This is a genomic window from Rhodococcus sp. NPDC058505 (assembly GCF_042720095.1).
Classification (GTDB): Bacteria; Actinomycetota; Actinomycetes; order Mycobacteriales; family Mycobacteriaceae; genus Rhodococcus_G.
The window spans coordinates 168,147-183,147 of record NZ_JBHXNB010000003.1 but is presented as its reverse complement, the minus strand read 5'-3'; the positions used below and the strand labels follow the sequence as shown (position 1 = coordinate 183,147).

Annotated in this window: 16 protein-coding genes and 1 riboswitch; of the genes, 7 read left to right on the top strand and 9 right to left on the bottom strand. The window is 71.5% G+C overall.

What is annotated here, in order from left to right:
- Nucleotides 1–15: 15 nt before the first annotated feature.
- Together ACFWPA_RS03915 and ACFWPA_RS03910 are read right to left on the bottom strand one after the other, a co-directional pair.
- Complete coding sequence (locus ACFWPA_RS03915; RefSeq protein WP_378505737.1) at nt 16–696, bottom strand: isochorismatase family protein; 681 nt, start codon at nt 694–696, stop codon at nt 16–18.
- 45 nt (nt 697–741) lie between these two features.
- On the bottom strand, nt 742–1,518 hold the full coding sequence (locus ACFWPA_RS03910; protein ID WP_378505736.1) for an SDR family oxidoreductase: 777 nt from the start codon (nt 1,516–1,518) through the stop codon (nt 742–744).
- 63 nt (nt 1,519–1,581) lie between these two features.
- On the opposite strand from ACFWPA_RS03910, the gene ACFWPA_RS03905 reads away from it, so the two are divergent.
- Nucleotides 1,582–3,225, top strand: coding sequence for a (2,3-dihydroxybenzoyl)adenylate synthase (locus ACFWPA_RS03905; RefSeq protein WP_378505735.1), 1,644 nt, complete (start codon nt 1,582–1,584; stop codon nt 3,223–3,225).
- A gap of 9 nt (nt 3,226–3,234) precedes the next feature.
- On the opposite strand, the gene ACFWPA_RS03900 is transcribed toward ACFWPA_RS03905, so the two are convergent.
- Complete coding sequence (locus tag ACFWPA_RS03900) at nt 3,235–3,690, bottom strand: hypothetical protein (protein WP_378505734.1); 456 nt, start codon at nt 3,688–3,690, stop codon at nt 3,235–3,237.
- Between the two features lie 110 nt (nt 3,691–3,800).
- A complete protein-coding gene (locus tag ACFWPA_RS03895) occupies nt 3,801–5,111 on the bottom strand; it encodes a PhoH family protein (protein ID WP_378505733.1) in 1,311 nt (436 codons plus the stop codon).
- A gap of 278 nt (nt 5,112–5,389) precedes the next feature.
- Here ACFWPA_RS03895 and ACFWPA_RS03890 point away from each other — a divergent pair, with 278 nt between their 5' ends.
- Entirely contained in the window at nt 5,390–5,686 is a 297-nt protein-coding gene (locus ACFWPA_RS03890) for an ArsR/SmtB family transcription factor (protein WP_378505732.1), read from the top strand.
- Entirely contained in the window at nt 5,686–6,072 is a 387-nt protein-coding gene (locus ACFWPA_RS03885; RefSeq protein WP_378506035.1) for a VOC family protein, read from the top strand. The genes ACFWPA_RS03890 and ACFWPA_RS03885 overlap by 1 nt, the downstream gene beginning before the upstream one ends.
- 59 nt (nt 6,073–6,131) lie before the next feature.
- On the opposite strand, the gene glyA is transcribed toward ACFWPA_RS03885, so the two are convergent.
- The 3 genes from glyA to ACFWPA_RS03870 form a co-directional block, all read right to left on the bottom strand.
- Nucleotides 6,132–7,445, bottom strand: a complete 1,314-nt coding sequence (gene glyA, locus ACFWPA_RS03880; protein ID WP_378505731.1) for a serine hydroxymethyltransferase — start codon at nt 7,443–7,445, stop codon at nt 6,132–6,134.
- A 123-nt stretch (nt 7,446–7,568) separates the two neighbouring features.
- Nucleotides 7,569–7,853 (bottom strand): hypothetical protein, encoded by a 285-nt coding sequence (locus ACFWPA_RS03875; RefSeq protein ID WP_378505730.1) that lies wholly within the window; start codon nt 7,851–7,853, stop codon nt 7,569–7,571.
- Nucleotides 7,854–7,890: 37 nt separating this feature from the next.
- Nucleotides 7,891–8,000, bottom strand: a riboswitch (SAM riboswitch).
- Nucleotides 8,001–8,025: 25 nt separating this feature from the next.
- Nucleotides 8,026–9,282 (bottom strand): DUF885 domain-containing protein, encoded by a 1,257-nt coding sequence (locus ACFWPA_RS03870; protein WP_378505729.1) that lies wholly within the window; start codon nt 9,280–9,282, stop codon nt 8,026–8,028.
- Between the two features lie 106 nt (nt 9,283–9,388).
- Between ACFWPA_RS03870 and coaA the strand changes: the two genes are divergently transcribed.
- A complete protein-coding gene (gene coaA, locus ACFWPA_RS03865; RefSeq protein ID WP_378505728.1) occupies nt 9,389–10,321 on the top strand; it encodes a type I pantothenate kinase in 933 nt (310 codons plus the stop codon).
- Between the two features lies 1 nt (nt 10,322).
- Here coaA and ACFWPA_RS03860 read toward each other — a convergent pair whose 3' ends face one another.
- Nucleotides 10,323–11,090, bottom strand: coding sequence for an isoprenyl transferase (locus ACFWPA_RS03860; RefSeq protein WP_378505727.1), 768 nt, complete (start codon nt 11,088–11,090; stop codon nt 10,323–10,325).
- Nucleotides 11,091–11,303: 213 nt separating this feature from the next.
- On the opposite strand from ACFWPA_RS03860, the gene ACFWPA_RS03855 reads away from it, so the two are divergent.
- The gene (locus ACFWPA_RS03855; RefSeq protein WP_378505726.1) at nt 11,304–11,969 is read left to right on the top strand and encodes a hemolysin III family protein; all 666 of its coding nucleotides are present in this window, start codon (nt 11,304–11,306) and stop codon (nt 11,967–11,969) included.
- Between the two features lie 10 nt (nt 11,970–11,979).
- Here ACFWPA_RS03855 and ACFWPA_RS03850 read toward each other — a convergent pair whose 3' ends face one another.
- On the bottom strand, nt 11,980–12,723 hold the full coding sequence (locus ACFWPA_RS03850) for an ESX secretion-associated protein EspG (RefSeq protein WP_378505725.1): 744 nt from the start codon (nt 12,721–12,723) through the stop codon (nt 11,980–11,982).
- 132 nt (nt 12,724–12,855) lie between these two features.
- Between ACFWPA_RS03850 and ACFWPA_RS03845 the strand changes: the two genes are divergently transcribed.
- Nucleotides 12,856–14,289, top strand: a complete 1,434-nt coding sequence (locus ACFWPA_RS03845; RefSeq protein ID WP_378505724.1) for a wax ester/triacylglycerol synthase family O-acyltransferase — start codon at nt 12,856–12,858, stop codon at nt 14,287–14,289.
- Between the two features lie 169 nt (nt 14,290–14,458).
- Nucleotides 14,459–14,584 (top strand): hypothetical protein, encoded by a 126-nt coding sequence (locus ACFWPA_RS03840; protein WP_378505723.1) that lies wholly within the window; start codon nt 14,459–14,461, stop codon nt 14,582–14,584.
- The last annotated feature ends 417 nt before the right edge of the window (nt 14,585–15,001 follow it).

The following is a 15,001-nucleotide window of genomic DNA, read 5'->3' as shown; positions in this document are numbered from 1 at the left end:
GCAGGCCCGCACCGCTCATGCGGTGGTCGAGGCCCGCTCCTCGGGGTCGCGCACCGCGGTCGTCGCGTCGATCGCGGACACCACCTCCGCGGTGGTCGGCACCCGGCCCGCGCGCTTGGCCACGTACTCGAGCGCCATCAGATGCTCGTCGCGGGTGAAGTCGGCCGTGGCATCCACCACCAGGAACGGGGCGACATCACTCATGAACGCCTCGGTGGCGCTGAGCATGCACCCCATGTGCGCGTATACCCCGGTCACGATCAGCTGGTCGCGCCCGAAGTGCCCGAGCAGCTGCCGCAGGTCGGTGCGCTGGAACGCCGAATACCGCCACTTGGTGACCTGGATGTCGGACGCGCGGGGCGCCAGCTCGTCGATCACCTCGGTGTCGCGGCCGGTGGCCATCCCGACCCCCCAGAAGTCGGCGAGGATGCCGCGCCGGGACGGATGCTGGTCGCCCGGCTGCATCGTGTAGATCACCGGGATCCCGGCCCTGGCGCACGCGTCCCGGATCGCGGCGATGTTCGCGACCACCGACGTGATCGGTTCGGTGCCCGGCTCGTAGGCGTCGATGAAGTACCGCTGCATGTCGTGCACGAGCAGCGCGCAGCGTGACGAGTCCAGCGCCCAGTCCACCCGGTCGGCGGGCACCTCGGCGCGGCTCGGCAGTGCGTACGGCGCGATCGGCGGGATGGCCATCCGGTTGCTCCTCGGGGTCGTCGGTGTGCGTTGGGATTACAGGTGTCACATGTCGAGGGTTGCGCCGCCGTCGACCCGCAGGTCGTGCAGCGTGATGTGCCGGGCCGCGTCCGAGCAGAGGAACAGCGCGGTGCGCGCGATGTCGTCCGGGTGCGCGATCCGGCCGAGCGGGATGCCGAGCCGGAAGGCCGATGCGTCGCCGGCGATCACGGACGCGGACTCGTCGCTCCCCGCCGCCCACATGCCGCGCAGCATCGGCGTGTCGGTGGACCCGGGCGAGATGACGTTGCACCGGATCCCGTGCGGGGCCAGCTCGAGCCCGAGGCTGCGCAGGTAGGCGGTGGCCGCGGCCTTGGATGCGCCGTAGGCGGCCATCGCGGCACGCGGGGTGGCCGCCGCATTGGAGGACACCCCGACGATGACGCCCGGGTCGGCGCCTGCGGCGACGGCGGCGACGAACCGCCGGGCTGCCTCGCCAGCCACGTTGCGGGTGCCGGTCGCGTTGACCGCCATGCAGGTGTCCCAGTCGCCGCCGCGGTCCAGTCCGGAGCCGGTACGCAGCACGCCCGCGGCGTGGACGAGGATGGAGACCGGACCGACCGCTTCCTCGGTGGCGGTGAATCCGGCGGCGACCGCGTCGGCGTCGGTGACATCGACGGCGAGGGTCCCGCCCGCGCGCAGGTCGGCCCCGGCAACGCCCGCGGTGTCCCACCGGGCGACCGTCGCGCCCGCCTCCTCGAAGATCCGGGCGACGGCGGCACCGATGCCGCCCGCGGCGCCGGTCACCAGCACGGACCGTCCGGCCACTCCCTCCACTGCCATGAGCCTAGGCTATCCTAATGCCCGTTGCCTCGTGCCGACGAGTCACCGAGAGGGGAGTGTGCAGTGGTGTCGACGACCTCGCCCGGTCCGGTCGAGTTCACCCCGTGGCCCGCGCCGGACGCCACCCGCTTCCGCGCCGAGGGACTCTGGGCCGGAAGGACATTCGACCAGGTGCTCCGGGAGTCCGCCGCGGCCCGTCCGGACTCCCCCGCGGTGGTCGACGCCGACACCCGCTGGACCTACCGGGAGCTCGACGCGCGGGTCGACGGCCTCGCCGCGGGTCTCGCCGATCTCGGTGTCGCGCCGCGCGAGCGGGTGCTCGTCCAGCTGCCGAACCGCGCCGAGTACGTCGCGACCGTGTTCGCGCTCTTCCGGATCGGTGCGCTGCCGGTGTTCTGCCTCCCCGCGCACCGGTCCGCGGAGCTGACCGCGCTCGCCGCGGCGTCCGGGGCAGTGGCGATCGTCGTCGCCCACCACCACGACGGCTTCGATCACGCCGCACTGGCCGTCGAGGTCGCGGCGGGCTCGGCCGCGCTGCGCACCATCGTCTGCATTCCCGATCCGGGCGCCGCCGCACCGGAGGGCACCGTCGACTTCGGCGAGACCCGCGGCGCGCCGCGCACGTTCCCCCCCGCCGATCCGGGGGCGGTCGCGTTCCTGCAGCTGTCCGGCGGCAGCACGGGCGTCCCCAAGCTGATCCCCCGCACCCACGACGACTACCTCTACAGCGTGGTCCGCAGCAACGAGCTCTGCGGCGTCACCGCAAACACCGTCTACATGGCGACTCTCCCTGTGGCACACAACTTTCCGATGAGCTCCCCCGGCATCCTCGGCGCCATCGCCGCGGGCGGGACGATCGCGCTCACCCCGTCACCGAGCCCGTCCGCCGCGTTCGCGATGATCGCCCGTGCTGGCGTGACGATGACCGGGCTGGTGCCGCCGCTGGCCCGGCTGTGGGTCGAGACCGCCGAGCGCGGGCATCCGCACGACATCGCCACCCTGAGCACGGTCCAGGTCGGCGGGGCGCGCTGCCCGGACGAGCTGGCCGCCCGGATCGGTCCCGCCCTCGGCGCCCGACTCCAGCAGGTGTTCGGCATGGCGGAGGGCCTGGTCTGCTACACCCGGCTCGACGACCCCGACGACGTCGTGACCACCACCCAGGGCAGGCCGATGTCGCCGTTCGACCGGATCCGGGTCGTCGACGACAACGACGAGGACGTCCCGCCGGGCACCGAGGGCGCCCTCCTGACCCAGGGCCCCTACACGATTCGCGGCTACTACCGCAACGCCGACGCAAACGCGCGGTCGTTCACCCCGGACGGCTGGTATCGCACCGGCGACGTCGTCCGGGTCGACCCCGGAGGCAACATCACCGTGTGCGGTCGCGCGGTGGACCGGATCAACCGCGGCGGCGAGAAGGTGTCCGCCGAGGAGGTCGAGGAGCATCTGCTCGCGCACCCCGCGGTGCGGGACGTGGTCGTGGTCGCGATCCCCGACGAGTATCTCGGCGAACGCACCTGCGCGTTCGTCCTCGCCGCCGACCCGGTGAACCCGCCGACGACCGGCCAGATCCGTGCGTTCGTGCGCGAACGCGGCCTCGCGGCGTGGAAGATCCCGGACCGGGTGCGGGTGCTCGACGCATTCCCGGAGACCGGGGTCGGCAAGACCAGCCGCAAGGAGCTGCGGCGCGTCCTCGGCGCCCGCTGAGCGGGTCGGTCAGGCCCCGATCGCGATCACCGCGCCCGGCTGCAGCCACCGGGTCAGCCACTGCAGGGCGGTCGCGTCCACCGCGACCCGGCCAAGGGCGGGTTCTCCCGCGCCGTCCGGAACCCCGCCCGCCGCGGCCGTGCGGTAGGCCAGACCGCCGTCCGGGGACGGGGTTGCCCCTGCCTGCTCCTCGAGGCGGAACACCCCGCGCGCGGCGGCAAGGGCACCATCATCGGCGACCGTCGCGGGAAGGGACGGCGTGATGCGGTGCCACCCGACCGGCGAGCGCTGCCACGCCTCGAGTGTCGCGTGCGTGCCACCGGTTCCGTTGACCGCGATCACCTGGCTGGCTCCGCCGACCCGGTCCGCGAACCACGGGCCCTGCGCGGCCGCGAGCGGCGCCGCAACCAGGGCGAGTACCGTCGCCACCACGGTCGCGTAGATGACCCGCATCACAGTGCGCACACCACATCCTGACCAACGGGCACCGTGCCGTCAAACGCTGGAGGCGGCTCCGCCGCCTGTGAGTCCTTCTGGTCCCTGACGGGACCACAAGGACTCACAGGTGGAGCCGCTTAGGGGGTGGGGCCGAACTCCTCGAGCATCTCGGTGACCAGCGCCGCGATCGGCGACCGCTCGCTGCGGGTCAGCGTGATGTGCGCGAAAAGCGGATGCCCCTTGAGCTTTTCGATCACCGCGGCGACGCCGTCGTGCCGACCGACCCGCAGGTTGTCGCGCTGGGCGACATCGTGGGTAAGGACAACCCTGGATCCGCTGCCAAGCCGGGACAGCACCGTCAACAGCACGTTCCGTTCGAGCGACTGAGCCTCGTCGACGATGACGAACGAATCGTGCAGCGAGCGGCCGCGAATGTGCGTCAGCGGCAGCACCTCCAGCATGCCGCGGGCGATGACCTCCTCCATCACCTCGGGGCCAGCGAGCCCGTCGAGGGTGTCGAAGACGGCCTGCGCCCACGGCCCCATCTTCTCGCTCTCGCTGCCCGGCAGGTAGCCGAGGTCCTGCCCGCCGACCGCGTACAGCGGCCGGAACACCACCACCTTGCGGTGGCTGCGCCGTTCGAGCACCGCCTCGAGCCCGGCGGTGAGGGCGAGCGCCGACTTGCCGGTGCCCGCCTTGCCGCCGAGGGACACGATGCCGACGCTCTCGTCGAGCAGCAGGTCGAGGGCGATGCGCTGTTCCGCGGACCGGCCGTGCAGGCCGAACGCCTCCCGCTCCCCCCGCACCAGCTGCACCCGCTTGTCGGGGGTGACCCGCCCCAACGCGCTGGACCGGGTGCCGAGCAGCCGGATCCCGGTGTGGCACGGCAGCTCCCGCGCCTCGTCGAGCTCGACGACACCGTCGGCGAACAGCTCGTCGATCCGCTCGGAGGCGACGTCGAGTTCCGTCATCCCGGTCCACCCGGACGGCACCACGTCGTGGGCGTGGTACTCGTCCGCGGGGAGCCCGACGGCGCCCGCCCTGACCCGCAGCGGGATGTCCTTGCTGACCAGTGTCACGTCCCGCCCCTCGGCCGCGAGATTCAGCGCGCACGCCAGGATCCGAGAGTCGTTCGAGTCGGTGCGGAAGCCGACCGGCAGCACCGACGGGTCGGTGTGGTTGAGCTCCACCTGCAGGGTGCCGCCGTCGGTGCCGATCGGGACGGGTTGGTCGAGTCGGCCGTGCTCGATCCGAAGGTCGTCGAGCAACCGAAGTGCTTCGCGTGCAAACCATCCCAGCTCGTGGTGGTGTCGCTTCCCTTCCAGTTCACTGATCACCACCAGCGGCAGGATCACGTCGTGCTCGGCGAACCGGGCGACCGCCCAGGGATCGGAGAGCAGGACCGAGGTGTCGAGAACGTAGGTGCGGACGGAGCGGTTTGCGGTCACGGTGGCTCCTACGCCGACGCGGCGCCCGCGCAGGCGGCGGTTCGCTGGGCCGGTGGGTCCGCGCGAGGCCCGAGCCCCGCAGGGACCGGGCGCCGGTCCCCTCGCACCGAACAAGTCAGTCACGACTCGAACCTCCCGGACGGGCGACTTCCCCTGTCACCCGTTGATCCGAACGCTACGTCCACCGCGGGCGCCGCACCGTGAGCAACACGGTGAACGTTGCGTTAAGGCGGGGCCGACGCTTGATAGGCAAGTGCCGACTTGCATATACTTGGCTCGTGGACGCAGAACCCGACCTATTCAAGGCGATCAGCGACGCGACGCGACGCACCATCCTGGATGAGCTGATCGACCGCGACGGGCAGACCCTGTTCGAGATCTGCGGCAGGCTCACGATGAAACACGGCCTCACCTCATCCCGTCAGGCGGTCTCGCAGCACCTCGCGGTCCTCGAACAGTCGGGCCTGGTGCACACCCGGCGTCAGGGCCGATACAAGTTCCACCACATCGACACCGGTCCGCTCCGCGCAATCGTCGAACGGTGGCCCATCAACCGAGAGGAACCGACCCCGTGATCCGCATCAACATCACCAGCGTGCTCGTGGACGACCAGGCCAAGGCGCTCGCGTTCTACACCGAGAAGCTCGGCTTCGTGAAGAAGACAGACGTGCCCACCGGCGACGCCCGCTGGCTCACCGTCGTCTCCCCCGCGAACCCGGACGGCACCGAGCTGCTGCTCGAACCGGCCGGGCACCCGGCGGCGCGCCCGTTCAGGGAGGCACTGGTCGCCGACGGCATCCCGTACACCCAGTTCGCCGTCGACGACGTATACGCCGAGGTCGAACGCCTCCGCGCACTCGGAGTCGAGTTCACCCAGGAGGCAACCGATTTCGGCCCGGTCGTGACGGCCGTTCTCGACGACACCTGCGGGAATCTGATCCAGCTCGCCACCATGAAATAGGCGCCGGAACACGACGACGGCCCACACCCCGCGGGGTGTGGGCCGTCGTCAATTGTCGCCTAGACGTTCTTGGAGAGCATGCCCCAGTCCTCGAGCCCGTCGTACAGCGGGAAGTCGAGGGCCAGCTTCGACACCCGCGCGCGCAGCGCGGGGACGTCGGCGTTCGTGCCGTTCGCCAGGGCGGTGGCGATGATGTCGGCGACCTCGGTGAACTCGGCGTCGCCGAAACCACGGGTGGCCAGCGCCGGCGTGCCGATGCGCAGGCCGGACGGGTTCATCGGCGGGCGCGGATCGAACGGAACGGCGTTGCGGTTCACGGTGATACCGATCTCGTGCAGCAGATCCTCGCCCTGCTGGCCGTCGAGCGCGGAGTTCCGCAGGTCCACCAGCACCAGGTGCACGTCGGTGCCGCCGGTGAGCACCGAGATGCCGTTGCCCGCGACGTCGGAACCGCCGAGACGCTCGGCGAGGATCTTCGCGCCAGCGAGGGTGCGCTCCTGACGGGCCTTGAACTCGTCGGTGCCCGCGATCTTCATCGCGACGGCCTTCGCGGCGACCGCGTGCATCAGCGGCCCGCCCTGCTGACCGGGGAACACCGCGGAGTTCAGCTTCTTCGCCCATTCCTGCTTGGCGAGGATCATGCCGGAGCGGGGACCGCCGAGGGTCTTGTGCACGGTGGTGGACACGACGTCGGCATGCGGCACCGGCGACGGGTGCAGGCCCGCGGCAACCAGACCAGCGAAGTGCGCCATGTCGACCCACAGCTTGGCGTCGATCTCGTCGGCGATCGCGCGGAACGCGGCGAAGTCGAGGTGCCGCGGGTAGGCGGACCAGCCCGCGATGAGCACCTGCGGACGCTCGGCGAGCGCGATCTCACGGACCTTGTCCATGTCGACGACGTGGGTGTCCTCACGGACCCCGTACGACGCGACCTGGTACAGCTTGCCGGAGAAGTTCAGCTTCATGCCGTGCGTGAGGTGACCGCCGTGCGCGAGATCCATGCCGAGCAGCTTCTCGCCCGGGTTCATCAGTGCCATCAGGACGGCGGCGTTGGCCTGCGCACCCGCGTGCGGCTGCACGTTCGCGAACTCGGCCCCGAAGACGGCCTTGGCGCGCTCGCGCGCCAGGTTCTCCACCACATCGACGTGCTCGCAGCCGCCGTAGTAGCGACGGCCCGGGTAGCCCTCGGCGTACTTGTTGGTCAGGACACTGCCCTGCGCCTGCAGCACCGCGCGGGGAACGAAGTTCTCCGACGCGATCATCTCCAGGGTGTCGCGCTGACGGGCCAGCTCACCGTTCATGGCCGCCGCGACCTCGGGGTCGAGTTCGGCGAGCGAAGCGTTGTTGACGTCGGTGCTGGGCACAGCGGTCATCGAGGGATCTCCAAGCGAAAGGCCGGGCAGGGGGCACCCTCATTCTAGGGCCAGGTCAGTGGCATCTCGCCGCGGGTGCGGAGGGCGCCGGGCCCGGGCGACCGGACCGGACGAATCCGCTGGTCACCGCGGCACCACCGGTGCGGGGGCGGCGAGCCCGAACAGCAGGCTGCGTCCGGGGCCTGCGGGCACCGCCAGCAGCTGCCTGCCGGGCCGCCACCGCGCGAAACCGCCCGTGGACCGCAGCGCGGCCCGCAACGGACGCGGATCGGGATGCGTGCGCACCGCCACCCCGTCCGGCCATTCGAGCCGGATCCGATCGTCGGACTGCACCAGGACCAGCACGTCGACGGCGGTGTCGTCGACGCCGTGCGGCGCGGCGGGGACGGCGGTGGGCAACTGGTTCATGGGGTACTCCCGAGTTCCTCGGGCCGCCCGGAATCCGGGGGCGCTCCTGCCTGCACCGGTCGGTGCGGGCCGCTTCGTCACCCGAGCCACCCGCGAGCGTGGGGTTGGCGGCCGTCCAGTCGGGGCTTGGCGACGGCACTCGTGAAGCTGCGACCAGTGTAGGCGACGCCGGTCAGCGCAGGGCGGACGGGATCAGCGGTTCGTCGAGCAGCCGCCCGAACCGGTCCGCGCGGTCGTCGGCGTCCACGGCCCGGTCCAGCCAGCCTCCGAGCAGCCGGTAGCCCTCGACGTAAGTGGAGGTGTAGGCCCGCCACAGCGGCGACGACAGGAAGCGCAGCGACTGCCGCGCCCGCTCCGGCGTGCTGAGGTTCCAGGTCTGCAGGAACCGCGCGACCTCGTCGTGGGAGCGGCCACGGTCGTGTAGCAGCAGCGCCGCGTCCTGCCGCACCCCGAGCAGCTTCGCGGACGCGGTCGACAGCGCCTCGGCGCGCTCGCCGTCGAACCGCAGTCCCAGGTCCGCATAAATCTGCTCCGCCCACCTCCCCCAGCCCTGTCCCCGGGTCGCTCCGCCGGCTCCGCTCCTGTCCCCCCGGGTCGCTCCGCCGGCTCCGCTCCTGTCCCCCACGATCGCACCCAGCGCATGGTCCGCCAGGCCCTCCGCCATCAGGCACTGCGGGGTGTTGACGAGGAAGAGGGTGTGCTCGACCTGCCCGGCATCGACCAGGCCCGCCTCCTTGCGGCAGTGCTCGGTGTGGTGACCCGGATACGCCTCGTGGGCGATCAGGTGCGGCAGATTCGCCATGTGCTGCTTGAGATCCGAGTTGATCGCCACCTTGGAGCGATAGTCGCCCAGGTAGTAGTTGAAGCCCGACCACGGCTTGTCGCCGACCACCTCGTACTCGACGCGTTCGGTCTCGGGCAGCGGGTAGCGGGCGCGCACCAGGTCCCGCAGCGCCGAGGAGAACGCGTCGACGCACTCGGCGAGCCGCTCCGGCGGGATCTCGTCGGCGGCGCGGTGCGCCTGCAGCCGCTCCGCGAGGGTGCCGCCGCCCGCGAGCACCTCGTCCATCGCCCGGTGCGCGTCCCGGTAGTCGTCGACATTGCCCTCCTCGATCCGAACGTCGAAGTAGGCGTGCACCTCGTCGACGAATCCGATCCGCTCGCCGGCGAACGTGCGCGCCGAGCACTCCAGGGCGCGCAGGTGCACGTCGAGGAATTCGGCGCGGTCGGCGGGCAGCTCGACACTGCGCAGCTCGGCGCGCAGCTGCGCCGCCCGGCGGGCCAGGTCCCGCGGCTCGGGCGCCGGGGCGTTCTCCACCTGGCGACGCAAGGCCGGGTCGCCGGTATACGCGTCGACGAATCCCTCCTCGATCCGGTCGAAACCGAGCCCGAGCAGCAGATATTCACGTACGAATGCGGCGGCGTCCATACCTGGGCAGCCTAGTGTCCGGACCCGGCGCGGCGCGCCGGTGTGTGGGCGCGCACAATTCCCCTATGCAGATCGAGGCTGTGCAGGACGAGGTCGGGACGCGCGCATGGCGAAGGTGAGCGAGAGCAGTCCGTACGTCGAGTTCGATCGCAAACAGTGGCGGACCCTGCGGAAGTCGACTCCGCTGGTGCTCACCGAGGAAGAACTTCAGGGCATGCGCGGCCTCGGCGAACAGATCGACCTCGACGAGGTCGCGGAGGTGTACCTGCCGCTCTCGCGTCTGATCCACCTGCAGGTCGCGGCCCGGCAGCGGCTGTTCGCCGCGACCGCGACGTTCCTCGGCGAGAAGCACCCGGACCGGCAGGTGCCGTTCGTGATCGGTGTCGCCGGGTCGGTCGCGGTCGGCAAGTCCACCACCGCCCGGGTGCTGCAGGCGCTGCTCGCCCGCTGGGACCACCATCCCCGGGTGGATCTGGTGACCACCGACGGGTTCCTGTATCCGACAGCGGAACTGACCCGGCGGGGCATCATGCACCGCAAGGGGTTCCCGGAGAGCTACGACCGCCGGAAGCTGCTGCGTTTCGTCACCGAGGTGAAGTCGGGCGCGGAAGAGGTTGCCGCACCGGTGTATTCACACCGACTGTACGACGTGGTGCCCGGCCAATATCACCTCATCCGGCAGCCCGACATCCTGATCCTGGAGGGGCTGAACGTCCTGCAGACCGGTCCCCGGCTGATGGTCTCGGACCTGTTCGACTTCTCGATCTACGTGGACGCGAAGGTCGAGGACATCGAACGCTGGTACATCAAACGGTTCCTGACCCTGCGGAAGACGGCGTTCGCGGATCCGAACGCGCACTTCCACCACTACTCGAATCTGTCCGACGAGCACGCGACCATCGCGGCGTCGGAGATCTGGAACTCGACGAACCGGCCGAACCTGGTGGAGAACATCCTGCCGACCCGTCCGCGGGCGACGCTGGTGCTGCGCAAGGACGCCGACCATTCGATCAACCGGCTGCGCCTGCGGAAGCTGTAGCTCAGGTTCCGAATCGCCGGTGCCGGGCCGCGTAATCCCGCAGTGCCCGGAGGAAGTCGACGCGACGGAACTCCGGCCAGTAGGCCTCGGTGAACCAGATCTCCGAGTAGGCGCTCTGCCACAGCAGGAAACCGGATAGCCGCTGCTCACCGGACGTGCGGATCACCAGGTCCGGGTCGGGCTGCCCGGAGGTGTACAGGTTGCCGCTGATGCCCTCGACGGTGATCGCCTCGACGAGGTCCGCGCCGGCGAGACCCTCCGCCTGCTTCCGGCGGACGAGGGACTGCACCGCGTCGGCGATCTCCTGCCGACCGCCGTAACCGACGGCGACGTTGACATGGGTGCCGGTGCGCCCCGCGGTGCGATCGGCCGCCTCCCGCAGCCTGCGAGCCGAGTCCTCGGGCAGCAGGTCCAGGGTGCCGACGATCTTGACGGACCAGTTCTGGTCGGGGCCGGAGATCTCCTCGACGACGTCGGTGATGATCTCGATCAGGGTGTCGAGTTCCTCCGGGTCGCGGCGCAGATTCTCGGTGGAGAGCAGGTAGATCGTGGCCATCTCGATGCCCGCCTCGTCGCACCAGCGGAGCAGTTCGGCGATCTTGAGGGCACCCATCCGGTGTCCGTGCGCGACATCGGTGAAGCCGTTCTCCCGTGCCCACCTCCGGTTGCCGTCGCACATGACGGCGACATGCCTCGGCCGCTGCACACCACCGAGCTGCCGGGCAAGACGGCGCTCGTAGAGGCTGTACAGCAGGTTCGAGACCTTCACCTGGACATCACCAGCGTCTTCTCCGCCAAGTTCCCGAGCACCACGAGAGGCCACATTACGCCGGGCCGGGTCGGCGTCCGCGGGCACCGGTTGTCCGGCGGGACGTGACCGCCGTCGCACCCCGGTCGCGCGGGCGTCCGGCCGGGGTACAGTCGCCCCGCAACCTAACCTACGGTTCCGTAGGTTAGGTGTCCGCCGACCCGGGGAGCACCCATGACCGTCCTCGACCACACCACCGCACCGGCGAAGCCGCGGCTGCGCGGGTGGATCCACGCGTGGGCGTTCGGGGTGGCGGTCGCCGCTGGCGCCGTGCTGGTTGCCGCCGCCGCAACGGCGTCCGCGACGGCAGCGGCCGCGACGACGGTGTACGCGGTGACGGTCTGCGGCCTGTTCGGCGTCAGCGCCGTCTACCACCGGGTGCATTGGCCGACGGTCCGCGCGCGCACCCGGATGAAGCGGGCCGACCACTCGATGATCTTCGTGTTCATCGCGGGCAGCTACACCCCGTTCGCGCTGCTCGCCCTCCCCCCGGCCACCGGCCGCCCCCTGCTGGCGGTGGTGTGGTCGGGCGCGGCGGCCGGGGTGGCGCTGAAGATGTTGTGGCCCACCGCGCCCCGCTGGGTCGGGGTGCCGCTCTACCTGCTGTTGGGGTGGGCGATCGTGCCGGTCGCCGACGATCTGGTCCGGCAGGTCGGGTGGCTGCCGCTGGTGTTGCTTGCCGTCGGCGGCGTGCTCTACAGCGTCGGCGCGGTCCTCTACGCGACGCGGTGGCCGAATCCGTGGCCCGCGACCTTCGGCCACCACGAGTTCTTCCACGCCGGAACGGTTGTTGCCGCCCTGTGCCACTACGTGGCGGTGTGGCTGGTGGTGTTCCCCTGATCGCGGCGAGTCACCCGACGGCGGCGATCAGCGCCCGCAACTGCGCCGCCAGCTCCGCCTCCGACACCGGCAGCACCTCGGCGGCGTCCGATCCGCGGACCAGGTAGCGACCGTCGGGGTGGTCCATCCAGTGCACGACGGCACCATCCGGGCTGGGCCGCCAGTCCACCGCGGGTCCGGGGTGGACGCCGATCTCCCCGATCCCGGTCCGCGGTAGCCCGAGGAACGCCGCCAGCGCCGCCTCCCGGTCGCCGATCGGGCGAAGCACCGCTCCTGGCGCGGGCACCCGCCGACGCCCGGTGACCCCGCCCCCGGTTCCTCGGGGCGCGGCGGGAAGCGCACCGGCGATCGCTGCCGGGACCGCCCGGTCCGGCAGCAGCGAGATCCGCACCGCGTCGGTGCCGGGCGCCTGCGCGGCGAGGGCCCCGACCCCGCCCCGGATGCCCGCGTGCAGCCGGGTCACCGACCCGAGCCGGACGCCGTGGAATCCGCACACCTCCACCCGCACGGCCGGGTCCAGCAGGATCGTCAGCGCCTCATGGAGGTCCTCGTCGAGCACGGCCCGCATCCGCGCCGCCGCGGCCCGGCGATCGCGGCGGTGCCGGTCCGCGGTGTCCGCGCTTCCGCGACACCGCAGCGGATACGGCAACCGGTCCCGGCCATGCAGCCGCCACAGGATGTCGAACTCCACTGCGGCAACCTGCCATTGAGCCGTTGTCGCGCCGATCATGCCGCGCACGGACACCCCCTCCACGAACGATCCATTCCCCCTACCCAGACGCGACCCGCGGCCGTTCGGTTCCGCCGTCCGGCATTCCCCTTTTCGCGCCGCGGTCAGCGGTCCGGGATCTACCCTTGCCGGACCGGGAACCGGAAGGGGAGCACTGTGACCGTTCTACGTGGGGGGCCCGCGCCCGCGCGCCTGGCCCCGCAGGACGCCGAGTACTACTACAACGAGAGCGAGCGGCACCGCTCGAACGTCGTGGCGGTGTACCTGTTCGACGCGACCGGCGGCGATGACCCCGACCGGCCCGCGGTGACCGGGTGGATGCGCGAGCGCCTCGGTCAGGCCCGGATGTTCACCCACCGGATCCGCCGGGTACCACTGGATCTCGACCTGCCGAGCTGGGAGCCGGACCCGCGCCTCGACCTCGACCGGCACGTGCACCTCGAGGCCGTCGACGGACCGGGCTGGGAGCCGGTGCGGCGCCGCGTCTCCGGCATCGTCGCCGAGCCGATCGACCTGACGCGGCCGCCGTGGCAGTTGCACGTGCTCACCGGGGTCACCGGCGTCGACGCCTCGCCGGACCGGATGACCGCGGTGGTGCTCAAGTTCCACCACAGCGCGGGCGACGGCATCGCCACCCGGGACCTCGGACGCCGCCTGTTCGGTGCCGCCCCGGACCGGCTGCCCGAGCCGGTGCGGGCACCGCATCCGCTCGTCGAGTTCGCGGTGGCCGGCGCCACCCTGCCGCTGCGGCTGACGCGGTTCGGCCTCGGTCTGCGCGCCACCGGCGACGCCGACCGCCGGGCCCGCGAGGTGTCCGCCGCGGGCGAGTTCGTCACCCCACCCGCGACCCGCCCGCGGTGCCGGTTCAACGGCGCCCTAGCCGCCGAGCCGACGTTCGACCATGTGCGGCTGCCGAGGGAGGCGATCGACACCGTGCGCGCCGCGGTGCCCGGCGTCACCGTCAACGACGTGCTGCTCGCCACCGTCGCGGGCGCGCTGCGCGGCTACCTCGACGGGCACGGCGAGACCCCGACCGGGTCACTCGCCGCGATGGTGCCGATGTCGTTGCGCGGCACCGGAACCGGAGCGGGCGCGGACACCGACGGCCCGCGGGCCACCCACGTCGGCCTGCTGTCGGTGGACCTGCATACCGACGTCGCGGACCCGGTCGAGCGGCTGCGCGCGATCGCGTCCTCCGCCCGCGCCGAGAAGACCCGGCACGGCAACGAGCACGTCCGGCGGGCGGCACGCCGCATCGAGACCTCGCCCGCCTGGCTGCTGCGGCTGACCGGCTACGCCCGCCGACTGCAGCAGCACACCGGGGAGACGGTGTCCGGGTACAACACGATGGTGAGCAATGTGCCGTGGGCGGGCACCGACCTTGCCTTCGCGGGGGCGCCGGTGGTGCGCATCCTCGGCGTGCTCGGCGTCGTCGACGGATCCGGGCTGCGTCACCTGATCGTGTCCTCGGAGCCGAGTGCGGTGGACCTGACCTTCAGCACCGACACCGCGATGATGCCCGACCCACAGGAGTACAAACGCCTGCTCACGGCGGCATTGGGCGAGCTGGCGGCGGCCGCGGCGGAATAATTCGGACGAAACACCCCTACGAATAGTGTGTTTTTCCTTACATTGCATACAGACAGTTGTTACCGTGCCGATGTTGCGAACCGACCGGTCGTAACGAATGAGCGGAGCACGAGCCTGTGTCCTGCAGACCCGGCACCGCCGCCCGAAGTTCAACGCTTAGGAGGCACACGTGGGTTCACTCGAAGGCGTCATCGGTGCAATCATCCCCGGACTCGGCTCGGTCATCGCGGCCGATGGCCTGTTCGAGCTGTTCATGGGGTCCGCCGAGGGCAGCGTCGGCGCCCCGCCGGCGTAGTTCTCAGCGCTGCGGCCACCACTCGCGCGCCGCACCGCGAACGTCACCCCACTCTTTCACCCGTGCGCGGCGCGCGCCGTGCACGTTCACACCTGAGGAGCACACATGGGATCGGTCACCGACACTCTGGGCACCCTGATCGGCAGCGCCAACGACAACGGCAGCCGGCTCGTCAACGCGCTGATCGCGCTGAGCGGCGGCACCCCCGCCGCCAAGTAGACGGCACTTCGGTGCGGGGCCCCGCCGGTGGGGGGCCGGGCCCGCCCCGCCACACCCCCCAAGCCCCAACCGGGACGGGGGAAGGGTCGGGCGGTGTTGCCGGGCCCCCGCGGGGGGGCGGCGGGGGGGGGGGGCCCGGGCCCGCACCCCCGGCCCCCGGCGGCCCGGGGGGGGGCGGGGGCCGGGGGGAATTTAAAG